23 protein-coding genes and 1 pseudogene are annotated in these 23,735 nt (G+C 63.0%); 23 read left to right on the forward strand and 1 reads right to left on the reverse strand.

Going from position 1 to position 23,735, the window contains the following annotated elements; translation table 11 throughout:
* Position 1: 1 nt before the first annotated feature.
* The 23 genes and pseudogenes from VDQ28_RS05540 (at position 2) to VDQ28_RS05650 (ending at position 21,925) form a co-directional block, all read left to right on the forward strand.
* Entirely contained in the window at positions 2–1,498 is a 1,497-nt protein-coding gene (locus VDQ28_RS05540) for a phage portal protein (RefSeq protein ID WP_323034987.1), read from the forward strand.
* Positions 1,498–2,832 carry a S49 family peptidase gene (locus VDQ28_RS05545; RefSeq protein WP_323038070.1) on the forward strand — a complete coding sequence of 445 codons (1,335 nt, stop codon included), beginning with the start codon at positions 1,498–1,500 and terminating at the stop codon, positions 2,830–2,832. Before VDQ28_RS05540 ends, VDQ28_RS05545 begins: the two co-directional genes overlap by 1 nt.
* A gap of 53 nt (positions 2,833–2,885) precedes the next feature.
* Entirely contained in the window at positions 2,886–3,266 is a 381-nt protein-coding gene (locus VDQ28_RS05550) for a head decoration protein (protein WP_323034988.1), read from the forward strand.
* 32 nt (positions 3,267–3,298) lie between these two features.
* Positions 3,299–4,321, forward strand: coding sequence for a major capsid protein (locus tag VDQ28_RS05555; protein ID WP_323034989.1), 1,023 nt, complete (start codon positions 3,299–3,301; stop codon positions 4,319–4,321).
* Positions 4,322–4,333: 12 nt separating this feature from the next.
* Positions 4,334–4,648, forward strand: coding sequence for a head-tail joining protein (locus VDQ28_RS05560; protein ID WP_323034990.1), 315 nt, complete (start codon positions 4,334–4,336; stop codon positions 4,646–4,648).
* Positions 4,645–5,268, forward strand: a complete 624-nt coding sequence (locus tag VDQ28_RS05565) for a DUF6441 family protein (protein ID WP_323034991.1) — start codon at positions 4,645–4,647, stop codon at positions 5,266–5,268. Before VDQ28_RS05560 ends, VDQ28_RS05565 begins: the two co-directional genes overlap by 4 nt.
* 79 nt (positions 5,269–5,347) lie before the next feature.
* Positions 5,348–6,208, forward strand: coding sequence for an ATP-binding protein (locus tag VDQ28_RS05570; RefSeq protein ID WP_323034992.1), 861 nt, complete (start codon positions 5,348–5,350; stop codon positions 6,206–6,208).
* Between the two features lie 10 nt (positions 6,209–6,218).
* On the forward strand, positions 6,219–6,578 hold the full coding sequence (locus VDQ28_RS05575) for an STAS-like domain-containing protein (RefSeq protein ID WP_323034993.1): 360 nt from the start codon (positions 6,219–6,221) through the stop codon (positions 6,576–6,578).
* The gene (locus VDQ28_RS05580) at positions 6,565–7,116 is read left to right on the forward strand and encodes a PIN domain-containing protein (RefSeq protein ID WP_323034994.1); all 552 of its coding nucleotides are present in this window, start codon (positions 6,565–6,567) and stop codon (positions 7,114–7,116) included. The genes VDQ28_RS05575 and VDQ28_RS05580 overlap by 14 nt, the downstream gene beginning before the upstream one ends.
* Before the next feature lie 9 nt (positions 7,117–7,125).
* Positions 7,126–7,548: an acyl-CoA transferase gene (locus tag VDQ28_RS05585; protein WP_323034995.1), complete on the forward strand. Its 423-nt coding sequence runs from the start codon at positions 7,126–7,128 to the stop codon at positions 7,546–7,548.
* Positions 7,549–7,573: 25 nt separating this feature from the next.
* Positions 7,574–8,512, forward strand: coding sequence for a phage tail tube protein (locus VDQ28_RS05590; RefSeq protein WP_323034996.1), 939 nt, complete (start codon positions 7,574–7,576; stop codon positions 8,510–8,512).
* Between the two features lie 88 nt (positions 8,513–8,600).
* The gene (locus VDQ28_RS05595; RefSeq protein ID WP_323034997.1) at positions 8,601–9,500 is read left to right on the forward strand and encodes a DUF1186 domain-containing protein; all 900 of its coding nucleotides are present in this window, start codon (positions 8,601–8,603) and stop codon (positions 9,498–9,500) included.
* An 84-nt stretch (positions 9,501–9,584) separates the two neighbouring features.
* Positions 9,585–10,022: a hypothetical protein gene (locus VDQ28_RS05600; RefSeq protein WP_323034998.1), complete on the forward strand. Its 438-nt coding sequence runs from the start codon at positions 9,585–9,587 to the stop codon at positions 10,020–10,022.
* Positions 10,023–10,120: 98 nt separating this feature from the next.
* Complete coding sequence (locus tag VDQ28_RS05605; protein WP_323034999.1) at positions 10,121–10,252, forward strand: hypothetical protein; 132 nt, start codon at positions 10,121–10,123, stop codon at positions 10,250–10,252.
* Complete coding sequence (locus VDQ28_RS05610) at positions 10,245–12,713, forward strand: phage tail tape measure C-terminal domain-containing protein (RefSeq protein ID WP_323035000.1); 2,469 nt, start codon at positions 10,245–10,247, stop codon at positions 12,711–12,713. The genes VDQ28_RS05605 and VDQ28_RS05610 overlap by 8 nt, the downstream gene beginning before the upstream one ends.
* Positions 12,713–13,339, forward strand: coding sequence for a DUF2460 domain-containing protein (locus tag VDQ28_RS05615; protein ID WP_323035001.1), 627 nt, complete (start codon positions 12,713–12,715; stop codon positions 13,337–13,339). The genes VDQ28_RS05610 and VDQ28_RS05615 overlap by 1 nt, the downstream gene beginning before the upstream one ends.
* Positions 13,336–14,220 (forward strand): DUF2163 domain-containing protein, encoded by an 885-nt coding sequence (locus VDQ28_RS05620; RefSeq protein ID WP_323035002.1) that lies wholly within the window; start codon positions 13,336–13,338, stop codon positions 14,218–14,220. Before VDQ28_RS05615 ends, VDQ28_RS05620 begins: the two co-directional genes overlap by 4 nt.
* Positions 14,217–14,660, forward strand: coding sequence for an NlpC/P60 family protein (locus VDQ28_RS05625; RefSeq protein WP_323035003.1), 444 nt, complete (start codon positions 14,217–14,219; stop codon positions 14,658–14,660). Before VDQ28_RS05620 ends, VDQ28_RS05625 begins: the two co-directional genes overlap by 4 nt.
* 11 nt (positions 14,661–14,671) lie before the next feature.
* Positions 14,672–18,669: pseudogene (locus tag VDQ28_RS05630) on the forward strand (baseplate multidomain protein megatron).
* A gap of 10 nt (positions 18,670–18,679) precedes the next feature.
* Positions 18,680–20,605, forward strand: a complete 1,926-nt coding sequence (locus VDQ28_RS05635; RefSeq protein WP_323035004.1) for a DUF2793 domain-containing protein — start codon at positions 18,680–18,682, stop codon at positions 20,603–20,605.
* An 11-nt stretch (positions 20,606–20,616) separates the two neighbouring features.
* Positions 20,617–20,925 carry a hypothetical protein gene (locus tag VDQ28_RS05640; protein WP_323035005.1) on the forward strand — a complete coding sequence of 103 codons (309 nt, stop codon included), beginning with the start codon at positions 20,617–20,619 and terminating at the stop codon, positions 20,923–20,925.
* A gap of 74 nt (positions 20,926–20,999) precedes the next feature.
* A complete protein-coding gene (locus VDQ28_RS05645) occupies positions 21,000–21,674 on the forward strand; it encodes a YcbK family protein (RefSeq protein WP_323035006.1) in 675 nt (224 codons plus the stop codon).
* Entirely contained in the window at positions 21,674–21,925 is a 252-nt protein-coding gene (locus VDQ28_RS05650; RefSeq protein WP_323035007.1) for a hypothetical protein, read from the forward strand. The genes VDQ28_RS05645 and VDQ28_RS05650 overlap by 1 nt, the downstream gene beginning before the upstream one ends.
* Before the next feature lie 515 nt (positions 21,926–22,440).
* On the opposite strand, the gene chrA is transcribed toward VDQ28_RS05650, so the two are convergent.
* Positions 22,441–23,733, reverse strand: a complete 1,293-nt coding sequence (gene chrA, locus VDQ28_RS05655; RefSeq protein ID WP_323035008.1) for a chromate efflux transporter — start codon at positions 23,731–23,733, stop codon at positions 22,441–22,443.
* Between the last annotated feature and the right edge of the window lie 2 nt (positions 23,734–23,735).

Genomic DNA, 23,735 nt, shown 5'->3' on the forward strand with positions numbered 1-23,735 from the left:
GATGGCGTTCGAGGCATTCCGCCAGCGCATCGGCTCGATCATTGGTGGCTTCGATGCCGCACAGGCCCATCGTCGCCTGCGCGGGTTTAGGGCATCCCGCGCGCATGTGAACACGCTGATCGCGGCCTCGGGCGACACGATCACCGCTCGGGCGCGCTGGCTGGTCCGCAACAATGGCTATGCGGCAAACGCGGTGGAAAGCTTCGCCAGCAATGTGGTGGGCGATGGGATCAAGCCTTCCTCGACCATCGCGGATGCCGCGAAGAAAGAGGAATTGCAGGCGCTATGGCTCGCCTGGACCGACGATGCTGATGCCGAAGGGCTGACGGATTTCTACGGCTTGCAGCGCCGGGCCGCACGCGAGGTGTTCTTGTCGGGCGAGGTGTTCATCCGCATCCGACCGCGCCGGGCCGAAGACGGCCTGACCGTGCCGCTGCAACTGCAGATGCTGCCCGCCGAGATGCTGCCCCTCGACATGAACCGCACCCTGCCCGGCGCGGGGCTGATCCGTCAGGGCATCGAGTTTGACGGCATTGGCCGACGTGTCGCGTATCACTTCCTGCGCCGCCATCCGGGCGATCTGACCGATCCCGGCCTCGCGGGTGAAACCGTCCGCGTTCCAGCTGGTGATGTGATCCATGTCCTCGATCCGGTCGAGGCTGGCCAGTTGCGCGGCGTGTCGCGGTTCGCCGCCGCCATCGTGAAACTGTTCACGCTGGACCTTTATGACGACGCGGAGCTGGAGCGGAAGAAAATCGCGGCGATGTTCGCGATGTTCATCACGTCGCCCGCGCCAGAAACACCGCTGGAACCGACTGAAGAGGATCTGGAGGTTGAACCCGGCCAAGTCGTGCGGCTGGATCCCGGCGAGGATGTCTCGACGCCAGCCACGCCAGACTCGGGCGGCACTTATGAGCCGTTCCAGTATCGCACCCTGCTCCAAATCGCGGCGGCGCTGGGCGTGCCCTATGGTTACCTGACTGGCGACACGGCCAAGGGCAACTTCTCGAACACGCGGATCAGCCTGATCGAATTCCGCCGCCGCATCTCAGCCTGGCAGCACGGCGTGCTGGTGTTCCAGCTGTGTCGTGCCGTCTGGGCCCGCTGGATGGATGTGGCGGTGCTGTCGGGTGCCATCGACTTGCCGGGCTATGACAGCCAGCGCCGCCAATATCAGACCTGCGCCTGGTTGCCCACCAAATGGGACTGGATCGACCCGATGAAGGACGCTTCGGCCGAGATCCTGCAGATCGAAGCGGGCTTGAAATCGCGCACTCAGGCACTGGCGGAGCGCGGCTACGACGCCGAGCTGGTCGACCGCGAAATCGCAGCCGAGCGCAAACGCGAATTGGCGCTGGGCCTCGACTTCCGTCGGCCGGGGTCGCCCGCGCAAGGGCCGGGTGAAGGCACGACAAAAGATACGGATCAGGACAGCGCTAAGGACGACGAGGCCGATGACACCGCCGATGAAAAACCCGACCCCAAGGAGGGCGAATGATGCACCACGCCCAAATCGCCCAACGCGCATTTAACACACCGCTGATGGTCGACCCGGCCAAGGCGCTGGCGTTTCTGTCTGGGCTTGGGCCGCGCATCACCGGGCAGGACATCACTTTCCAAGGCTTGGATGTGGAAACCGTTGATGCAGCAGCAGCAGCCCTGCCCGCACGCGCCTCTCTATTTGGCAATGATCTCGCTCAGCACCATCAACGGAACGGCAGCCAGCCCTTTGCTGTAGTGGATGGCATCGCCGTCATCGAAATCGCGGGCACACTTGTGCACCGTGGCGCTTGGATCGGGCAATCCTCGGGCCTGACCTCCTACGAGGGCATCGCGGCCCAGCTGCAGGCGGCGCTGGCCGATCCGGGCGTGCGAGGCATCGCACTGGACATCGACAGCTTCGGCGGTGAGGTCGCGGGTGCTTTTGACTTGGCGGACCGCATCCGAGCGGCGCGATTGCAAAAGCCGGTCCATGCTTTCGTGGCGGAGCATGCGCTGTCGGCTGGCTACGTTCTGGCATCCCAGGCCGACCGGATCATCCTGCCCCGCACCGGCGCTGTCGGCAGCATCGGCGTTGTGGCGCTGCACACCGATATGAGTGGCGCGCTGGATAAGAAAGGCATCGCCGTCACCCTGATCCACGCCGGATCGCACAAGGTCGATGCCAATCCGTATCAGCCCCTGCCCGAAGCGGTGCACGACCAGATGCAGCGCGAGCTGGAAGTTGTGCGCTTCCTCTTCGCCGAAACTGTCGCCGCTGGGCGCGGGGATCGGCTGACCCAAGCCGCCGCGCTTGCCACCGAAGCAGCCGTGTTCCGCGGGGCCGACGCCATTGCCGCCGGTCTGGCCGACGATCTCGCCGATCCCGTGACCGCTTTCCACGCCTTCGCCGCCGCACCCCGCGGCACAATCTCCCCCAGCAGAAAGGGTCCACAGATGACCACCACGCCCACAGAAACCCCGACCCCGGCACCAGTTGCCGCTCCTCCTGTGGCAATGCCTGCGGTCGCGGTCGCACCTGCCCCGCCCGAACCACCGGTGAACGCGGCAGCGCCCGTCACCGCCACCATGACTGCAGATGCCGTGCGAGCCGAAGCCGCCGAGGTGGCGCAGGTTTGCGCGCAGGCCGCTCGGCTCGGCGTGACAATCGACGCTGCCGATGCAGTCACGAAAGGCCTGAAGCCCGAGGCCCTGCGCGCTCAGGTCTTGGCCGATCTCGCCGCCCGCAGCGATGCCGCTGGCATCATCGCGACAGCCCCGGCAGCAGCTGCCGCGAAAGACAGCCCGATCATCGCTGCCGCCAAGAAGGCTGCGACCGACGCAAAGCGCTGATCCGCGCCGCCAGCCCCCACCTTCCCCATCCCCAAAACCATGGAGACTGACCAATGCCCGTCCTGACGGAACAGCCCAGCATGGGCGATGTCCTCAAATATGAGGTCAACCCGAACTACACCCGCGAGGTGATCACCCTGCTGCAAGGCCTGCCCTATCCGGTCGGCTCAGTGCTGGGGAAGATCACCGCCAGCGGCAAATACACCCTGTCACCCGCGACCGGGGCTGACGGATCGCAGGTCGCCAGCGCCGTGCTGCTCTATGCCGTCGATGCGACCCTCGCCGATGCCGTGGGCATTATCGTCGCCCGTGGCCCTTCCATCGTCTCGCGCGCAGGCCTTGCCTACGGCGCCACCGTCGATGACAGCACCAAGATCACCGCCAAGATCGCCCAGCTTGCCGCCGTCGGCATCATCGCCCGCGACGGCGTCTGACGTCCAATCCCCTCAATCCCCCGGAGCACCCCATGACCCTTGTCCGCAATCCCTTTGACGCTGGCGGTTACTCGCTGGCCGAGATGACGCAGGCCATCAACATCCTGCCCAACCTCTACACCCGCCTCGGCCAGATCGGCCTCTTCCGTTTCGAGGGCGTGAGCCAACGGTCGGTCATCATCGAGCAATACGAGGGGGTGCTGAACCTGCTGCCCTCCGTCCCGCTGGGCGGCCCCGCTACCGTCGGCACGCGGGAAGGCCGCTCGATGCGCAGCTTCGCCCTGCCGTGGATCCCGCATGACGATGTGATCCTACCGGGCGACATTCAAGGCCAACCCGCTCTGGGCGTCTTCGATGGTGCCGACCCGTTGGTCGAGGTGATGAACCGCAAGCTGCAGCTGATGCGGCGCAAGCACGCCCAGACCCGCGAATACATGGAGATGAACGCCCTGCGCGGCATCGTGAAAGATGGGGCTGGCACCACCCTCTACAACTACTTCACCGAATTTGGTCTCGCGCAAATCTCGGTCGACTTCGTCCTCGGCACGGCTGGCACCAATGTCCAAGGCAAGGTGCGCGAAGTTTTGCGGGCAATCGAAGACAACCTCCTCGGCGAAAGCATGTCGGACGTGCATGCCCTCGTCAGCCGCGAATTCTTTGACAAGCTGATCGCGCATCCCAAGACCGAAGAGGCCTACAAGTTCTACGCCGCCACCGGCGCGCAGCCCTTGCGCCAGGATGTGCGCCGCAATTTCCCCTTCGCGGGCATCGTGTTCGAGGAATACGCGGGCACGGTCACGCTATCCACAAAGGCGACCGAACGGCTGGTCCCCGCCAGCGAGGGCATCGCGTTCCCCTTGGGCACGATGGACACCTTCACCACTTATGGCGGCCCGGCGAACTTGCTGGAGGCGGCGAATACCATGGGGCTACCGCTCTATGCGCGTCAGCATCTCGACGAGAAAGGCCGGTGGATCGACCTGATGACGGAAGCCTCGATCCTGCCGGTGAACAAGCGGCCGCGCATCGCGATCCGCATTCACACCTCGAACTGACGGGCGCTTCCGATGAACGCCTTCGCCGCCGCCTTGGACCGCATCTACGCCAACCCATCCATGGCGGCGGCCGCAGTGTGGATTTCCGCCACCACATCCGAAGAACGCCCGATCCGCGTCATCCGCCTCGCCCCGGACCGCATCACGGAATTCGGGGCGGCCCGCTTTGTCAGCGACACGATGACGGTGGACGTCCGGGTGTCCGAACTGCCCGATCCGCGCACGGGCGATCTGATCGTGATCGGCACTGACAGCTTCACCATTCAGGGCGAGCCGGTGCGTGACCGCGAACGCCTGATCTGGTCGCTGGACCTGCGACCGTCATGAAGCTGAAGATCGCGTTCGATCCCGATCTGGTTGCGCTGATGAAGGCCGAAATCGCCGCCGGGGAAAGGGCCGTGTCCGCAGCCATGCGCGAGGCGGGCACCTCCTTGAAATCCGCCTGGCGCGGCCAGATCACCGGCGCGGGGCTGGGCACAAGGCTCGGCAACTCCATCCGCCTCGCCAGCTTCCCGAAATCCGGCGACAGCCTGAATGCGGCCGCGCTTGTCTGGTCCAACGCCCCGGTGATCATCGGCGCGCATAACACCGGGCCCCTGATCCGGTCCAAGGATGGGTTCTGGCTGGCCATCCCCACCCCGGCGGCAGGAAAATCGACCCGCGGCGGCCGCATCACCCCCGGCGAATGGGAGCGCCGCACCGGCCTGCGCCTGCGCTTCATCTACCGCCGTCGCGGGCCGAGCCTGCTGGTGGCCGAGGGGCGGTTAAATTCGAAGGGGCGTGCTGTGGCGTCAAAGTCGAAGACTGGACGCGGTGTGGCGACTGTGCCGATCTTCCTGCTGGTCCCGCAGGTCAAGCTGCGCAAGCGACTGGATTTGGCGCGGGATGCGGAGCGGGCGGTGGACGGCGTGCCGGGGCGCATCGTGGCGGGGTGGATCCTTGTATAATTTGACATCAGCAAACCGCTGGGTCAAATGTCATCTACTTTGTCAGCCCGACATCGGCCAAGCTGCTAGGAAACGCCCAGTGGTCACAATAAAGCAAGACGTGACGTCCATCAGATGTTGTCATGAGGGATTTGAAAAGCTGGCAACGCTCTTTTCTGCCACTAAAGAGGCATGGCTTGACGAAATAGAGCTGGATTTTTCTAAATGCGCTTGGTTCGACGCAAATATGTCGTCACCAATGAGCGTTGTTCTTTGTCGCTTAAAAGAAAGCAATGAAGTAGCAATATGCAATTTCGGCGAGAAAACTGAATTAATCTTGCGGAAAAACAGATTCCTTACGCATTATGGATACCACCCAGCACATGATACCTATGGGACAACAATTCCATTTCAAAACTTCCCCACTCACCTAAGCATACCATTCTTTGAATACCTGAAGGCGCATCTCAGAGGAAAAGACATGCCCAAGATGTCGGCGGGCCTCGACAGAAGATTTAAAGAGGGGATCCTTGAGATCTTCGCGAATGCGGCAGATCATTCTGAAACAGCCCACGGGATTGATGCATGTGGGCAGTATTTTCCTCAACGCCATGTTCTAGAATTCTGCATTGCAGACGCAGGTATTGGGATTAGGCGCAAACTACAGCGCGAGCTGGGAATAAAGTTGCGCTCCGACGAAGCCATTGAGTGGGCCTTATCGGGCGGCAACACAACACGTAAAGGCCCGGTGCCGGGCGGGCTGGGACTGAAACTCCTGAAGGATTTCATAACCATGAATGGGGGCCGGTTGCAGATTGTATCCGACAGGGGATATTGGGAAATGCACGCTGGAAAAGTGTCATCGAGCAGAATGGCCGCCTCGTTTCCTGGAACAGCCGTCAATATCACAATTAATACTGCCGACACGAAGAGTTATAAGCTCGTATCGGAGAAAGGGTGAGGCTCACAGGATGACCAAGCAAGTTAAAATAAGGATTGCAGATATTGTTGGAGGCACAGTCTGGGTTTCCACAGATGATGCCCAGAAGGTTCATGATTGCATCTCCGCTGAACTCGAGGCCGGAAATGATGTTATCTTGTCATTTGAAGGGCGAGAAACAATTATCACTGCTTTCTTGAATGCCGCTATAGGTCAACTCTTTAGCGGAAAATATTTGGATGGCGTTGTAGAAGGCCGCGTTAATTTCTCTGATCTTTCGGACGATGACGAAGCTCTAATCGAGCATGCTGTTGAGAATGCTAAGCGCTACTTCTCGAACAAAGCGGCTTACGACTCTGCCTGGAAGGAGGAAACCGATGAAGACGAATAAAGCCGTATCGGCTTCGACGCACCCGTTTCAAAGAGATGAGCCCATACTTATTGATGCAAACATCTGGCTTTATCTGAACCCGTCCTCTGGAAGTCCCAGTCCTCATTGGGTTCAAAAATATTCATCAGTCCTTTCAAATATGCTGAAATGCAAGGCCTTGATACTTGTTGATTCCATTATTCTGAGCGAATATGTAAATCGTAGCTTTCGTCTTGAATTCTCGGCCGCAGGGCAGCACTATGGAGACTTTAAAAGCTTCCGAAAGAGCGCCTCTGGGATCACTTTTTCTAAGACGATATCAAATGCATGCAAGCAGATACTGAAGATTGCAAGCCCAGTAGATACGATGTTCTCAAAGGCCAATCATGGCGAGGTATTTGGTGAGATCGAGGGTGGCGGGGCGGACTTTAACGACTTGATTCTATCTGAAACTTGCCGAGAAAACGGCTGGAAACTTTTAACTAACGATGCAGACTTCAAAAAGGGTGGCATCACTATTTTAACAGAGAACCCAACCCTGCTTAAGAGTTGTCCGTAAATACCTGCAATGCCCACGACCCGCGAAACTATCCTCGCCGCGCTGCTTGCGCGGTTGCAACCACTTGCCGCCCTTGTCCTGCGCGACGAAATCCTGCCCGAGCGAATCCCGCCGTCTGGACTGATCATCCTGCGTGATGGCCAGCCCGGCGAACCGGAGGTTACGCTGTCGCCCTTGCTCTACCACTACCAGCACCGCGCCGAGCTAGAAGTCGTTGTCCAGGCTGGCACCGGCCGGGCCAGCGCCTTCGACACCTTGATCGCAGCCATCGGCACCGCACTGGAAGCCGACCGCACGCTGGGCGGCCTTTGCGATTGGGTTGAACCCGAAGCCCCCGCCTCGGTCGATCTTCCCATCGAAGGCGCTGCAGCCTTGAAGGCGGCGGTGATCACCGTCGTTTTGCACTACACCACCACCGGGCCGCTGGCCTGACACCCCCAACATCGAGGAGACCCCCATGGCACGTGCGCAAGGCGCGCGGGCGCAGATGGCGCTTGCGTATGAGACGGTTTACGGCACCCCGCCGGTGAGTGGGTTCCGATTGATGCCCTTCGCCCGGGCGACGCTCGGATCGGAACAGCCGCTGCTGGAATCCGAGCTGCTGGGCTATGGCCGTGATCCGCTGGCCCCGATCAAGGATGCGGTCACCGCCGACGGCGAGGTGGTGATCCCCATCGACGTCGAGGCCTTCGGCTATTGGTTGAAGGCGGCGTTCGGCCAACCGGTCACAACGGGCACGACGCCCAAAACCCACACCTTTCAGTCGGGCAACTGGACGCTGCCCAGCATGGCGGTTGAAACCGCAATGCCGGAAGTGCCCCGCTTCGCCATGTATTCCGGCTGCGTGCTGGATCAGTTGTCCTGGCAAATGCAGCGGTCGGGCCTGCTGACCGCCACCGCAAGGCTGGTGGCCCAAGGCGAAACCATCGCCGCCGCAACAGCAGCTGGCACGCCCACCGCGCTGGGCCTGCAACGCTTCGGCCATTTCAACGGCACGGTGAAACGCAATGGCACAGCCCTCGGGAATGTCGTCTCTGCCGAGATCACCTATTCCAACAACCTCGACCGGATCGAGACCATCCGGGGCGATGGGCGTATTGACGGCGCCGACCCGACCATGGCCGCGCTCACCGGTCGGATCGAGGTGCGGTTTTCGGACAGCACGCTGGTAACCCAAGCCATCGACGGCAGCCCCTGCGAGCTGGAGTTCGTCTACAGCCTCGGGGCCAACGCCAGTTTCACGTTCACAGCCCACGCCGTCTATCTGCCAATCCCCCGGATTGAGATCGCTGGGCCGCAAGGCGTGCAGGCCAGTTTCGATTGGCAGGCCGCCAAAGCCACCAGCCCCGCCCGCATGTGCACCGCCGTTCTCGTCAACACTGTTGCGACCTATTGAATTCGGCATGAAGGACGATCCGAACAGTGGAAGCGGGCGCGGAATGGCGGTATTCCCTTCAACGATTCCCCGATGAAAGGTTCCGCACATGACACCCGCCGAAATCATAGCTGCATTGGAGGACAATGGCCCCCTGCCACGCGAAGCTCTGGAAGCGGCAGGGCAATCGCGCGACGCCATGGTGCCGGTTTTTCTGGATTACATCGGCAAACTGCAAACGGCAAAGATCGACGACCTCGAGCGGATGGATGCCTTTGTCTTCATCTTCTTCCTTTTGGCAGAATGGCGTGAGACACGGGCCTATCGCCCGCTGGCAAAGCTTCTCCGGCGCGATCCGGAGTTTTTGGATGCATTGCTGGGGGATTCGATCACCGAAGCCTCTGCGCGTGTCATGGCAGGGGTGTTTGACGGCGATCTGCAACCGCTGTTCGACATCCTGTTGGACGATGCCGCCGATGGCTTCCTGCGTGGCGAGATGTTCGACACGCTGGCCATCGTTGCCTTGGAAAACCCGGGGTTGCGGCCGAGCATCACGCAGTTCCTGATCGACTTCTTTGACCTCACCGGCACCCTGACGGGCGAGGAAGTCTGGTGGTCTTGGGCGGAATGCATCGCGGCTCTTGGCCTTGCAAACATGGACACGGCAGTGCGCGCCGCGTTCGACAGTGGTCTGATCACCCCCGATCATAGCCGATTCGAAGATTTCACCGAGCGCCTTCAGGCGACGGTGGCTGCTGGTCGGCCCGACTGGTTTACCGAGATTTCCAGCAACACGCTGATCACTGACACCATTGCAGAACTCGAGCCATGGTACTGCTTCACGCCGGAGTATCTGGCGAAGAAAGCGGCAGGGCGCTTGAACGTCGTGTCATCCCTGATGCCCCGCAGCGGTGATCCGTTCAACGGCGTCTTCACCGGCAAGATCGGGCGAAACGATCCTTGCCCATGTGGCAGTGGCCAGAAGTTCAAGAAATGCTGCCTCCAATGACCTGAACAGACCGTCTCTTTCGTAGACCACCCTCCCCAGCGACGTGCCCCGGCACGTCGCTTTTGTTTTGAGAAAGGCCCACCGATGATCCGACTGAACCTGACCGCCACGCCCGAATGGCTGGACCTTGCGCCCGGCCTGCGCCTGAGGGTCGGCCCCCTGACCACCGCGCTGATGGTGTCGGCGCGCGCCGATCTGGCGGTGGAAACACTCCCAGAGGGCGCGACCCAAGAGGAAATGGCGCTGGCCATGGCCAAATCCGTGGCGCGGCGCGCGGTACTGGATTGGGAGGGTGTCGGCGATGACGCAGGTAACATCATCCCCGTTTCACCCGAGGGCATCGACGCCCTCCTGGAAATCTGGCCGGTCTTCGAGGCTTTCCAGACGCAGTATGTCGCGCGCGGCTTGCTGCTGGACGCAGAAAAAAACGTCTCCGCGCCCTCGCTGACTGGTCCTTCGGCGGGGGCGACCGGTACTGCGCGGCCTGCGCAGGGCCCTGCCCTGACTGCCCCGGAAAACTGAATCGGCCAAAGACGCCGGAGGGCTGGCAGGTCTGGGATCTTGTCGGTCGCCTTGGGGGGCAACTGCGCGTCATCCCCGGCGCCGTGCTCGGCTGGGACATGGGCGCTGCCCTCGCGCTGGCGCAGGCGCTGGGCGTGAACACCCTGATCGCTGCCGAACTGCTGCCCGAGATCGAGGCAGTGATGGTGCGCAAACTGAACGAACAGATGGAAGGGGGCCGCGATGGCTGAAAAAAGGGTCAGCGTTCGTCTGGTCGCCGAGGGCGGCCGCCAGGTCCGCGCCGAACTGGAAGGTGTCGGCACAGCTGGCGCAAAGGGCCTTGGCCGTCTTTCCCGAGAAATGGAACTGGCCAACACCAGGCTTGCCGGTTTTGCGCGCCGGGTCGGGATCGCCATGTCTGCGGCCGCCGCAGCCGCCACTGCCTCGCTCGGCCTGATCGTCCGTTCCACCGCCGAAAGCGCCGCGCAAATCCGGCAGTTCGCACAGGTCGCCAATGCTACGCCCGAAGCCCTGCAGCGCTGGTCGGCCGGGGCGCGGACGGTCGGGATCGAACAGGAAAAGCTCGCCGATATCCTGAAGGACGTGAACGACCGGGTGGGGGATTTCCTGCAGACCGGCGGCGGGCCTATGGCGGATTTCTTCGAAAGTGTAGCCCCGAGTGTTGGGGTCACAGCGGATCAGTTTGCCCGCCTCTCCGGGCCGGAAGCGCTGCAGCTCTACGTCGACACACTGGAACGCGCCGGGCTCAGCCAGCAGGAGATGACCTTCTACTTGGAGGCCATGGCCTCGGACGCCACGCGGCTCCTTCCGCTCCTGCGCAATGGTGGGGCCGAGATGGCGCGGCTGGGCGACCAGGCGTCCGACCTCGGCGCGGTGCTGGACACCGACGCCATCGAGGCCCTGCGGCGCACCCAAGTCGCCCTTGGCACCATGTCGCTGGTGTTCGAAGGCCTGCACAACCGCATCGCCGTGGCCGTGGCCCCATCGGTCGAGGCGCTGGCCAATGCCTTCATCTCCCTCGCGTCCGATGGCGGGATACTGCGGACAGCCATTGATGCGCTGATCGGCAATTTCGGGCGGCTGGCCTCTTACGCTGCCACCTTCGCCGCCGTCATGGCGGGGCGCTGGGTGGCGGGCTTGGCTGCTGCGGCACTATGGGTACGCGGCCTTGCAACCGCTCTAGTCATTTTGCGCGGGGCGCTGATCCGCACCGGCATTGGAGCGCTGATCGTCGGCGCCGGAGAGCTGGTCTATCTGTTCTCGCAGCTTGTCGCCCGGGTTGGCGGAGTGGGCGAAGCCTTCCGCCTGCTGGGCGATCTCGCGCGGGATGTCTGGTCCCGCATCGGCCTGTCGCTCGACGCCGCATTCGCCAACATGGCAGCTGGCTGGGAGGGGCTGAAGACGGCCGGGCTATCGGCCCTCGAAGGCACCATTGCTGGCGTTGTCAGCTTCGGCGACCGGACGGCTGCAATCTTCCAGGGAGCCTATGATGCTGCCGTCGCGATCTGGGGCAGTCTGCCCGGCGCCATCGGTGACTTTGCCTTCCAGGCCGCGAACGGGTTGATCTCGGGCGTCGAGGCGATGCTGAACGGCGTCGTCACCCGCATCAACAATTTCATCAACGGGCTGAACGCCGCGCTGGCGCTGCTGCCCGAATGGGCCACTGGCGAAGGTGGGGTGCGGATCGGCACACTCGATCCCGTAGAACTCAGCCGGATCGGAAACCCGTTTGAGGGTGCCGCAACAGCTGCAGGCGCAGCCGCAGCGGATGCCTTCTCTGCCGCGCTGTCCCAGACCTATCTGGAACCACCCGACCTCGGACTTGGCGCGATGGCAGACGACGCGCGCGCCCGCGCTGACGGCTATCGCGAGGCCGCTGGGATGCTGGCCGATGCCGCCGGTCGACCGCTGGCCAGCTGGCAGGCGTTGAAGGATGCCATGACCGGCACCGGTGCCGAGGCCGAAGCGGCGCTGGCGGATGCTGCCGGATCAGCCGACGCCCTCACGGCAGGACTGAACAACACCGCGACCGCAGCCGATGGCGCTGGCGGTGCCGCGCGCGACGCTGGGGCAGCGGCAGCAGAGGGCGCGGATACGGCACTGACCGGCTGGCAAGCCGTCACGGCGGCGCTCGCCGATTATGCCGCGAAAGCCCGCGATATCGGCGGCGACATCGGCAGCACGCTGGTCAGCGCCTTCACCTCAGCCGAAAACGCCGTGGCCGACTTCGTGAAAACCGGCAAGCTGGATTTCCGCGACTTGGTCACCTCGATGATCGCCGATCTGGCCAAACTGGCAGCCCGACGCTTCATCCTCGGCCCCATTGCCAATGCGCTGTCGGGCGCGCTGGGCGGTGCGGGTGGCATCTTCGCCAACATTCTGCACGCCGGTGGCATGGTCGGCGCGCCGGGCCCGGGCCGCATGGTGCCTGCGCTGGCTTTTGCCAATGCGCCGCGCATGCATTCCGGTGGCTGGGCCGGAATCAAACCCGACGAGGTTCCGGCAATCCTTCAACGCGGTGAGCGGGTGTTGTCGCGCCGCGAGGCCGCCGGATACGGCCAAGGTCAGTCCAGCGCCCCCGCTGTCAACGTCACCATCATGACCCGGGACGCCGAAAGCTTCAGGCAGTCCCGGACACAGGTTGCGGCGGACATCGCCCGCGCGGTGTCCCTCGGCCGGAGGGGCATGTGATGGCATTCCACGAGGTGCGCTTCCCCGACAACATCAGCCGTGGCGCGCGCGGCGGGCCGGAACGGCGGACACAGATCGTGGAACTCGCCTCGGGCGACGAGGAACGCAATGCCAGCTGGGCCAACAGCCGTCGCCGCTATGACGTGGCCTATGGCATCCGCCGCGCTGACGATCTGGCGGCCGTCGTCGCCTTCTTCGAGGCCCGCAACGGCCGCCTGCATGGGTTCCGCTACAAGGATTGGGCCGATTACAAATCCGCCCTGCCGTCGCAAGCTATCACCGCAACTGACCAGCAGATCGGAACCGGGACCGGCAGCCTGCAAACCTTCCAACTGGCGAAACGCTATACCTCCGGCGCGCAAACATGGGTGCGGACTATCGCCAAACCGGTGGCTGGAACTGTCCGCATCGCGCTGGGCATGGTCGAGCAGATGTCAGGCTGGACGCTGGACACCACCACCGGCGTCATCACCTTCACCACCGCCCCTGCGGGTGGCGTCATCGTTCGTGCCGGTTTCGAATTCGATGTGCCGGTGCGCTTCGACAGCGACATGCTCGACGTGACCCTCGACTTTGAACGGCTGGGATCGATCACCGCCATCCCGCTCCTGGAGATCCGCAGATGAAATCCCTCTCCCCTGCGCTGCAGGCCCATCTCGATGATGGCACCACCACTTTGTCATGGTGCTGGCGGATTTCTCGGGCAGATGGGGTGGCGCTTGGCTTCACCGATCTTGACCGCGCCCTCAGCTTCGATGGCACAGCGTTTGAGCCGGAAAGCGGTTTTGCCGCCTCGGAAATCCGCGCCGGGTCTGACTTGGCTGTCGATGCGCAGGACGCGACCGGTGTGCTGTCCTCGGATCGCATTACCGAAACCGACATCCTCGATGGGCGCTGGGACAACGCCGCGGTGGAGTTATGGCGGGTCAATTGGGCAGACACCAGCCAGCGCGTGCTCTTGCGCCGGGGTGCTGTCGGGCAAATCCGGCGGGGTCGCATGGCTTTCGTGGCCGAGGTCCGGTCGCTCGCCCATGTGCTGGGCCAGACGGTTGGGCGGACGTTTCAGGCAGGCTGTGACGCAAGGTTGGGCGATGCGCGTTGCGGCATCGACCTGGAAAACGCCATCTACAAGGGCACCGGCTTGGTCACGGACCTTTTACGTGACCGGGCCTTCATGGCCTCTGGCCTTGCCGGGTTTGACGCGGGCTGGTTCACCTCCGGTACCCTGACCTGGACGAGCGGCGCGAATGCTGGGCGCATCACTGAAGTTCTGGCGCATGGGCTGGATGGCAGCATCGCCAGCCTGATCCTGCTGGAAGCGCCGGTGCGTGCCATCGCCGAGGGCGACGGCTTCATCGCGCGGGCGGGTTGTGACAAGCGCATAGCGACCTGCAGCACCAAGTTCGCCAACACGGCCAACTTCCGGGGCTTTCCGAACATCCCCGGCCAGGATGCCGTGCTGCGCTATGCCAGTCAGGACGGCGGTCATGAGGGAAACGTGCTGTGATCACCGCCGATCCAGCTATCGTTGTCGCCACCGCCCGCAGCTGGCTCGGCACGCCCTACCACGATCAAGCCAGTCGGCGCGGGGTCGGCTGCGATTGCCTAGGGCTGGCGCGCGGCGTCTGGCGCGAAGTGGTGGGCGACGAGCCTTTCCTTATCCCTCCCTACAGCCGGGATTGGGGTGAGACCGGTCCGTGCGAGGTGCTGGCCGAGGGCGCGCGTCAGATGATGCCGGAAATCAGCCCGGCTGATGCCAGGCCCGGCGCTCTGATCCTCTTCCGAATGGCACCCCGCGCCATCGCCAAGCATGTCGGCATCCTGACCGCCCCCGACCGCTTCATCCACGCTTACGAACGGCTGGGCGTCGTCGAGGAAACTCTGACCCAGACGTGGGCGCGCAAGATCGCCTTTGCCTTCCTGTTTCCGAACTCCAGCAGCATCTGAGATTTTCATCCATGGCGACTTTGGTTCTCGGTGCCGTCGGCTCCGCGATTGGCGGCGCATTTGGCGGTGCCATCCTCGGCTTTTCCGGCGCGGCGATCGGTGGCTTCATCGGATCCACCATCGGGTCTGTCGTCGACAACTGGATCGTATCATCCCTCGCCCCGGCCCAACGGATCGAGGGCGCGCGGCTTGACAGCTTGCGCATCACGTCTTCGACCGAAGGGGCGGTAATTCCGCGCCTGTTCGGCCGGATGCGCATCGGCGGCAACATTATCTGGGCCACGGATTTCCGCGAAGAGGTCAACACGACCAGCCAGGGTGGCGGCAAGGGCAGCGGGCCCAAGGTTACCACCACCGAGTATCTCTACTTTGCGTCCTTCGCCGTGGCGCTGTGCGAGGGCGAGATCACCGGCATTGGCCGGATCTGGGCCGATGGTAAACCGATGGACATGACCGGCGCGACCTGGCGCTGGTATCCTGGCGACGAGGCGCAGACCCCCGACCCGTACATCTCGGCCAGGATGGGTGCCGCCAGCACCCCGGCTTATCGCGGCACAGCCTATGTTGTGTTCGAGGAACTGAACCTCAGCGCTTTCGGCAACCGCCTGCCGCAGATCAGCTTCGAGGTGTTCCGGCCGCTGGCTGATCCCGACACTGCCGAGGGTCTGGTGAAAGCGGTGACAATGATCCCGGCCTCGGGCGAATTCAGCTACGCCACGGTGCCAGTCAAGAAGACCAGCGGCGGCACCTTGAACGGCTTCGGTCAGACCTCAGGCGGCAGCACTGTGGCCGAGAATCTGAATGCGATTTCCGACACGGCCGACATCGTGGTGGCGCTGGATCGGATGCAAGCGATGGCCCCGGCCGTGGAAAGCGTCAGCCTGGTGGTGGCGTGGTTTGGGGATGATTTGCGGGCCGGGAACTGCAAGGTGCGGCCGGGCGTGGAGGTGGACACCAAAACGACGACCCCTTCGCCTTGGGTCGTGAATGGTGTCGCACGCGCAGATGCGTTCTTGGTCAGTCGCGACGTCGAGGATCGTCCGGTCTATGGCGGCACCCCGGCCGACTTCGCGGTCGTGCAGGCGATCCAGGAGATGAAAGCACGCGGATTGCGCGTGACCTTCTATCCCTTCCTGCTGCTGGACGTGCCACCCGGCAATACCAAGCCGAACCCCTACAGCGCCAATGCGGCCACCTCGGGCCAGCCGACGTTCCCATGGCGCGGCGGATCACCTGTTCCCCAGCAACGGGTTTTGCAGGATCGGTCGACAAGACCGCCACCGCCACCACGCAGGTAGCAGCCCTGTTCGGCACGGCCACGCCCGCCAACTTCAGCATTTCGGGCACCAATGTCAGCTGGGCCGGTCCTGTCGGCGAATGGTCACTGCGCCGGATGATCCTGCACTACGCCCATCTGTGCAAAGCGGCAGGCGGCGTCGATGCCTTCCTGATCGGCTCGGAAATGCCCGGCCTGACCACGATCCGTTCGGGTGCCAGCACCTATCCCGCGGTCACTGCCTTCAAGACTCTCGCGGCGGATGTCCGTGCAATCCTCGGCGCTGGAACCAAGATTGGCTATGCGTCCGACTGGTCAGAGTATTTCGGCCACCATCCTGCGGATGGATCAGGCGATGTGTTCTTTCACCTCGACCCGCTCTGGTCGGACGCCAACATCAACTTCATCGGCATCGATAACTACATGCCCCTGTCAGACTGGCGCGACGGCTTTGATCATGCCGATGCAGCGCTGGCGCCCGCGATCTATGACCGGGCCTATCTGCAATCCAACATCACCGGCGGCGAAGGCTTCGACTGGTTCTATGCCAGCGCTCCAGATCGCACCGAGCAAAACCGCACGCCGATCACCGACGGTGCGGCGGCCAAACCATGGGTGTTCCGCTTCAAGGATCTGCGCGCTTGGTGGCAAAACCCGCACTTCAACCGCCCGGGAGGTGTGGAAAGCGCGACGCCAACCGCATGGGTGCCGCAATCCAAGCCGATCTGGTTCACCGAACTGGGTTGCCCGGCGATTGATCGCGGCACCAATCAGCCGAACGTGTTCTTCGATCCCAAATCCTCGGAAAGCTTCACGCCCTACTTTTCGCGCGGCTGGCGGGACGATGCGATCCAGCGCGCCTATCTGGAGGCGACCTATCTGTTCTGGGGTGCCGGGACGAACAATCCGACCTCCTCGGTCTATGGCGCGCGCATGGTGCATGTCCCCGAATGCGCCGCCTGGACCTGGGATGCGAGGCCCTATCCGTTTTTCCCCGAACTGACCGAAGTCTGGACGGATGGGCCGAACTGGCGGCTGGGGCATTGGCTGACCGGGCGGCTTGGGGCAGTATCCTTGGCGGCGCTGGTGCTGCACCTCTGTCTGCGTGCCGGAATGCCCGAAGAATTGATCGATGTCTCCAGCCTCTGGGGCGCGGTCGAGGGTTATGTGATCTCCGCGCTTGAAGCCCCGCGCGCCTCGATATCCGCGCTGGCAAGGCATTTCGGCTTCGATGCTGTCGAGAGCGAGGGGCGCATCAAGTTCCTGATGCGCGGCCGGATTGCTGGTCTGACCATCACGCCCGACAGCATGGTCGCGCCCGCTTCCGCACAGGGCGATGTGATGGAACTGACGCGCGCGCAGGAAACCGAACTGCCCCAGGCTCTGAAATGGCAGGTCGCGCGGGCCGACGAGGATTATGACGCAGCCCAAGTTGAAGCACGCCGCATCACGGTCGACACCACCCGCATCGCGTTCGAGTCTTTCCCGATGGCGATCCCGCCCGAAGAAGCCGAACGCCGCTGCCGTCGCGCGCTGATAGAGGCATGGGTTGGCCGAGAAAGTGCCGCGTTCCGTCTGCCGCCCTCGCGTCTGGCGCTGGATCCCTGTGATGTCATCCTGCTCGACCATGACGGGCGCCTGACAGAAATGCGGCTGGTCTCCATCGCGGACTCCGACCTGCGCAGCGTCGATGCGGTGCGTCAGGACCGGGCCGTCTATGATCTGCCGCCTGGAGAGCCTCGACCGGCGTCCCTGTCGACCCCGACCGTGTTCGGCGCACCCGATGTGGTGTTGCTAGACCTACCTCTGTTGCGCGAAGATCAGCCAGCACATCGCCCCATGGTCGCGGCCCATGCCAAGCCATGGCCTGGCGAGATCGCCGTCTACCGCAGCGCCGCGACAGATGGCTTTGCCCTGCTGACCACTTTTGGCACCCGGGCGCGCTTGGGCGTGCTGGCGGCCGACTTTTATGCGGGGCCGGTGTCACGCTTCGATCTGGCCAATGCGCTGGTGGTCGATCTCTATTCCGGCACGCTGGAAAGCGTCACGGACATCACCTTGCTGGGTGGGGCCAATGCGCTGGCCGTCGAGACCGGCGCAGGGCAGTGGGAGATCGTCCAAGCAGGCGTTGCAGAACTTATCGCACCGGGGCGCTATCAGCTGACCCGATTGCTGCGTGGCCAGCGTGGCACGGAAGGCGCGGTCGCCGGAATGGTGGCAAGCGGCGCCCGCGTCGTGGTTCTGGATGCAACCTTGGCTTCCCTTCCGATTTCCGAAGCCGACCTCGGCTTGCCATGGAACTGGCGCATCGGCCCAGCTTCCAAGCCGGTCAGCGACGAGACCTTTGTTGCCGCAACCTTCACGCCCGAGGGCGCTGGGCTGCGGCCGTTTTCGGTGGCCCATGTCGAACAGCCTTGGCGCATCGCGCGCAGCCCCGGCGACCTGACGATCCGCTGGACACGCCGGTCGCGGTCATTGGCCGCTGATACGTGGGGTGCGGGCGATGTGCCTTTGGCCGAGGACAGTGAAGCCTACGAGGTCGAAATCCGTGATGGCAGCACCGTCAAGCGCACGCTGACCACGACAACGACCAGCGCCCTTTACACCGCCGCCCTGCAGACCGCCGATTGGGGCGCACCAATCGGCCCCGGCCAATCCCTCGCCATCGGCATTTACCAGCTCTCGGCTTTGATCGGCCGGGGCGCTGGGCGATCCGTCACACTCAGCTTCTGAAAGCAGGATCATGTCCGACATCACCACCCACCTCCTGCTGCCTTACATCCTGGCATCGCAGGCGCAGAAGCATGTCACCCACAACGAGGCGCTGCGCCTGCTGGATGCGATGGTCCAGCTTTCGGTGCTGGACCGAACCCGCGCCGTCCCACCCGCCAGTCCGACCGATGGCGACCGGCACATCGTGGCATCGGGCGCGACCGGTCTGTGGTCGGGCTGGGATCTGAACGTCGCCTTCTGGGTCGATGGCGTCTGGATGCGCCTTGTTCCGCGCCCCGGCTGGCTGGCATGGATCGCGGATGAGGCGGTCTTCGCCGTATGGAACGGCTCTAGCTGGGATCCGGTCGGCGAACCGGTGGATGTGTCGGATGCCGTGTTCAGCTTGGTGAATGATGCCGATCCGACCAAGAAGGCGCTGTTCTCGCTGTCAGGGATTTCCACCGCCACGACCCGGACCTTCACGCTGCCAAACACCTCGTCGGAACTGGCGATCCTCGCGGGCACGCAGACGTTCAGCGGCAACAAGACTTTCTCCGGCACCCTGACCGCCTCGGGTACAGTTACCGTGTCGGCGGCCGCAGCCACCATCGGCACGGCGACGACGACTGCCACCTACGGCATGGGCGCCGGGGCCACAACCACCGGCGTCACCAAGACCCTGAACCTCGGGACTGGCGGGGCTTCGGGGTCTACCACGGTCGTCAACATCGGTTCCGCCACCGCTGGGTCAGGCGGGACCACAGTGGTAAACACACCCACAGTCACCTTCGCCAATGCCGTGACGCAGGTCGGCATGCCGCAAGCCAACCTGACAGCGCAATTGCTGGGCCTCGGCGGGGCGACCGCTGACAGCTACAACCGTCTGTCAATGAACACCCCGGCCGTGCTGATCAACAACGCAGGCGCCGGGATCGAGGCGACGGTGAACAAGGCGGCGGCCGGAAACGATGCGGCCTTCGCCTTCAAGACCGGGTTTTCGGCGCGAGCTCTGATCGGGCTTCTCGGCAACGACGATTTCACCTTCAAAGTCAGCCCGGATGGGTCTGCCTTCCATGATGCGATCCGGATCGAGCGCACATCTGGCCGTGTCGAACTCCCCGAACCACTGCACATGCCCAGCTTGCCCGCGGCACCAGACCCGCCGCCTGCAGGAAAGCTCGCGGTCTATGCCCGCGACCGTGCCGGGGCTGGATGGCTTGATGTGCAGCGCCCCTCGGGCCGGTTCTTTCCCCTGCAGCCGCATTTCGGGGTGAACCGGATTGCGACATGGGCTCCGTCATCGGGCACGACCGTCAATACCAACGGCATGCCGCGAACCGCGGTTGGCACCGTGGCCACGCCAACGCTGGTGACCACAAACCTCTCAACCAGCATGCGCCGCTGGCGCGTGACCAGTGCCGCCACAGCAGATGCCGTGGCCGAAGAACGCTCTGCCGGGTGGGTCTGCTGGCGGGGCAATGCCGACGGGCTTGGCGGCTGGAGCTACGTCAATCGGCTGTCGATGGCGACATTGCAGGCGACCGGAATGGGGTTCTTCGGCCTTTATGGTTCGACTGCTGCGCTGGCGACGACACTTACACTGGCCGCCGCGGTGAATTGCATCGGCATCGGCTTCCAGCGTGGCACCCACGCAAACTGGCAAATGGCGCACAATGATGGCAGCGGCGCGCCAACATTGACCGATCTGGGCGGTAGCTTTCCGGTGGCCAGCACCACCAACGTCTTGTCGCTCTATATCGCCGCCGCGCCGAACGGATCGGACATCGGCGTGCGGGTGGTCGAGGAGGTCAGCGGCGCTGCAGTCGAGTTCACCATCACCACCGACATGCCCGCCGCCACCCAACTGCTCAGCCCGCGCAATTACATGAACAACGGCGCGACGGCGGCCGCCGTCGCCTACGACTGCTCCGGCGTCTACGTCGAGACGGATTATTAAAGGAAATCAACATGACAGAACGAACCACCCTGTTGCAGGAGGTCAGTACAGCCTTCCGCGATAACGGCCTCACCGCAGCGATCACCGCACTGATCGGCGGGTTCATCGCCCTTTTGGCCGCAGTCACGCGCCGCGCTTTCACCAATGACGCGATGCTGGTTCGGCTGGACCGCGAGCTGCTGGCCGAGCGCGACCGCGTGGATCGCCAGCGCGCCGAGGACCGCAAGGGCGACGCCGACCGGCTGGAGCGCATCGAAACCGATATCCGCGCCATGCGGGATCTGATGCTCATAGCGTTCCAGCGCGGCCGCACGGACTGACGTCCCCCAAAGACTGCCACTGAACCTGTCCCCCACCCGCCCCCGAGGCGGGTTTTGCATTTCTGGAGACCATCATGCCGACCACAACCTATGCCCATTTCCACGACGTGCCCGAAAATGCTTGGCGTTGGCCCAGCTTCTCCCCGGCCGAAATTGCCTGCCGCGGCACCGGCGCTGTCAAGATCAACACCGAGGCGATGGACAAGCTACAATCCCTGCGCAATCGCCTCGGCAAGCCTCTGATCGTCCGCTCCGCCTATCGCAGCCCCAGCCATAACCGCGCCGTTGGCGGGGCCCCGGCCTCGAAGCACATGCTGGGTACGGCGTTTGATATCGCCATGTCGAACCATGATCCCGAGGCTTTCGCCGAGGCCGCCCGCGCCGTGGGCTTTCTAGGATTTGGGACCTATCCCCGTTCAGGGTTCATGCATATCGACCTCGGCCCAGCCCGCAGCTGGGGCGAACCCTTTCCAGTTCGCTCCACGCCTTTTGTGCAGGAAACCCAGCCCGCCCGCGAAGTGCTGGCCGACAGCCGCACCCTGAAAGGCGGCGGCGCAGCGGGCATCGCGACCGTCGGTGCAGCCGGTGTCGAAGTCGCGCAGGAAGTCCTGGCGGAAACCCAAAGCGCGATCCTGCCCCTGGTGCCTTACCTCGACACCCTGCGCTGGGTGTTCATCGCCGTCGCGCTGATCGGCATAGCGGTCGCGATCCACGCCCGGATCGATGACTGGAAGCGGGGCCAGCGCTGATGGCTTGGATCACCGCCCTCCTCGCCAGCGGCCCGGCGCGCAAAGCGCTGGGCCTGCTGCTGGCAGCAATCACCGTCACCCTGTTCCTGCTGAACCTCCGCCGCGCCGGTGAACGTGCCGGGCGGTTGGCCGAGCGCCTTTCAACATCGGAGAGAACACATGAAATCCAACGCCAGATGCTGGAAGCCGCCAGCCGCCGTCCCGCTGATCGTGATGCTCTTGCTCAGCGCATGCGCGATGGGCGGTTCTGATCGAACCGGGCAGGTTTGTCCGCCGGTGGTGGAATACAGCGTGGCGGATCAAGACGTTGCTGCAGCCGAGATCGAAGCACTGCCAGAAGGTGCGGTCGTAATCAGGATGCTCAGCGATTATGCCGTCTTGCGCGACCAGGCGCGGGCGTGCCGGTGAAGCACCGCGCGGGCCATACATTGTTGGAGGTCCAATACGTCTGAACGGCCGCATGACAGACGTGAAGGGCGGGAAGTGGCCGTTCGCTGCGGATGCACGGTCTCAGAGGAAGTCCCGCGAAAGCTGCCGTTCATCGAGCGGTCAAACCCAAGAATGCTGCGACCTGTCTAACGGCGGCAGTGAGCCCTCTTCACCGAATTTTTGCGATGCAGCTAAAGTCTGCAATCACGGTGGAGACAAAAACGTTCAACAACCACTTGGGTTTTGAACGGTGTTTATGGCAGCATCAAACGAGGTGTTTTGTGGTCGTGCCAAAAAGGGGCGTTTTTGGCACATCCTGCTGCGGCGCTTAACTACATCAGAGTATCAGGCGCAAAGCCGCCCCCAGGGCGGATGCTACGAGCAAGATTCTGATAATACCCCAGTGCAGCCGGAACGCCAGAAAACAGCTCAAGAGAAACAGCGCCAGAGCGAGCCATTCAATCGTCGCAACGTCCGGCCGCCAAAGTGTCACTGGCCCCAACTGTTGGCGGCTCACAGTGGTAAACAGAACATGCAAGGTAAACCAGATCGACAGGTTGAGGATCACACCTACAACCGCTGCTGTAATCGCCTTAAGTGCGCCTTTCAGTCGTGATTGGCTTGAGATCCATTCGATGTAAGGCGCACCCGCGAATATCCATAAAAAGCACGGCGCGAAAGTCACCCAGAGCGCCACCATTGCAGCGGCCAACCCGAGGAAAAGCCCACCTTCTCTGAACCCTGCCAAGAAGCCTACAAATTGCGTCACAAGGATCAGCGGGCCGGGTGTTGTTTCTGCCAAGCCCAAGGCGTCGACCATTTCCCCTGCGGTCAACCATCCGAATTGCACCACGACATCCTGAGCCATATAGGCAAGAACCGCGTAGGCACCGCCGAACGTAACGATGGCAAGGGTGGAAAAAAACCTTCCCACTTCAGTAAGGATTTCTGGCGCTCCCACCCAGGTCAGCGCGAACAGCGGCAGTAACCATATCGCCAGCCAACTGACGATTGTGCCCAGAGTTTTCCGGACCGATACATGCGCCAAATCGACAACGTGTTGCTCTTCTTGTGTGGTCCCCAAGAACCACCCAAAAAGACCTGCCATCAATACAATCAGCGGATAGGGGATAGAGAAAAAGAATATCCCGACAAAGGCGAAGCCCGCTATCACCCAATGCAATCTCTGCGAAAGGGCTTTCTTTGCGACCCGTAAGAGCGCCTCGACAACGATTACCAAGACGGCAGCCTTGATGCCATAGAACAGCGCCTCCACCAAAGGCACGTTTCCAAAGAGGCTATAGATTGCGGCAAGCGTCATGATGACAACTGCACCCGGGATCACAAACAGCAACCCGGCGATCAACCCTCCTAAGGTGCCATGAAGCCGCCAACCCGCATAGGTTGCCAGTTGCATGGCTTCAGGGCCGGGCAGCAACATACAAAAACTAAGGGCATTCAGAAACTGCCGCTCAGACAGCCACTTACGGTCCTCGACAATTTCCTTGTGCATAAGGGCAATTTGCCCTGCCGGGCCGCCAAAAGACAAAAGACCGATCTTTAGCCAAACGCGCGTCGCCTCACCTAGAGTCGGACTTACGCCCGCGGGCACTTCACTTACATTGATCATGA

Origin of the sequence: Pararhodobacter sp. (assembly GCF_034676545.1) — a bacterium.
In the GTDB taxonomy this organism is placed as follows: domain Bacteria; phylum Pseudomonadota; class Alphaproteobacteria; order Rhodobacterales; family Rhodobacteraceae; genus Pararhodobacter.

Coding starts and splice junctions, on each gene's coding strand:
- VDQ28_RS05620 (WP_323035002.1), top strand. CDS start 13,336: ATGAAATCCCTCTCCCCTGCGCTGCAGGCCCATCTCGATGATGGCACC.
- VDQ28_RS05580 (WP_323034994.1), top strand. CDS start 6,565: ATGAAGACGAATAAAGCCGTATCGGCTTCGACGCACCCGTTTCAAAGA.
- VDQ28_RS05610 (WP_323035000.1), top strand. CDS start 10,245: ATGGCTGAAAAAAGGGTCAGCGTTCGTCTGGTCGCCGAGGGCGGCCGC.
- VDQ28_RS05645 (WP_323035006.1), top strand. CDS start 21,000: ATGCCGACCACAACCTATGCCCATTTCCACGACGTGCCCGAAAATGCT.
- VDQ28_RS05595 (WP_323034997.1), top strand. CDS start 8,601: ATGACACCCGCCGAAATCATAGCTGCATTGGAGGACAATGGCCCCCTG.
- VDQ28_RS05635 (WP_323035004.1), top strand. CDS start 18,680: ATGTCCGACATCACCACCCACCTCCTGCTGCCTTACATCCTGGCATCG.
- VDQ28_RS05555 (WP_323034989.1), top strand. CDS start 3,299: ATGACCCTTGTCCGCAATCCCTTTGACGCTGGCGGTTACTCGCTGGCC.
- VDQ28_RS05605 (WP_323034999.1), top strand. CDS start 10,121: ATGGGCGCTGCCCTCGCGCTGGCGCAGGCGCTGGGCGTGAACACCCTG.
- VDQ28_RS05575 (WP_323034993.1), top strand. CDS start 6,219: ATGACCAAGCAAGTTAAAATAAGGATTGCAGATATTGTTGGAGGCACA.
- VDQ28_RS05545 (WP_323038070.1), top strand. CDS start 1,498: ATGCACCACGCCCAAATCGCCCAACGCGCATTTAACACACCGCTGATG.
- VDQ28_RS05615 (WP_323035001.1), top strand. CDS start 12,713: ATGGCATTCCACGAGGTGCGCTTCCCCGACAACATCAGCCGTGGCGCG.
- VDQ28_RS05590 (WP_323034996.1), top strand. CDS start 7,574: ATGGCACGTGCGCAAGGCGCGCGGGCGCAGATGGCGCTTGCGTATGAG.
- VDQ28_RS05550 (WP_323034988.1), top strand. CDS start 2,886: ATGCCCGTCCTGACGGAACAGCCCAGCATGGGCGATGTCCTCAAATAT.
- VDQ28_RS05650 (WP_323035007.1), top strand. CDS start 21,674: ATGGCTTGGATCACCGCCCTCCTCGCCAGCGGCCCGGCGCGCAAAGCG.
- VDQ28_RS05540 (WP_323034987.1), top strand. CDS start 2: ATGGCGTTCGAGGCATTCCGCCAGCGCATCGGCTCGATCATTGGTGGC.
- chrA (WP_323035008.1), bottom strand. CDS start 23,733: ATGATCAATGTAAGTGAAGTGCCCGCGGGCGTAAGTCCGACTCTAGGT.
- VDQ28_RS05560 (WP_323034990.1), top strand. CDS start 4,334: ATGAACGCCTTCGCCGCCGCCTTGGACCGCATCTACGCCAACCCATCC.
- VDQ28_RS05600 (WP_323034998.1), top strand. CDS start 9,585: ATGATCCGACTGAACCTGACCGCCACGCCCGAATGGCTGGACCTTGCG.
- VDQ28_RS05585 (WP_323034995.1), top strand. CDS start 7,126: ATGCCCACGACCCGCGAAACTATCCTCGCCGCGCTGCTTGCGCGGTTG.
- VDQ28_RS05640 (WP_323035005.1), top strand. CDS start 20,617: ATGACAGAACGAACCACCCTGTTGCAGGAGGTCAGTACAGCCTTCCGC.
- VDQ28_RS05565 (WP_323034991.1), top strand. CDS start 4,645: ATGAAGCTGAAGATCGCGTTCGATCCCGATCTGGTTGCGCTGATGAAG.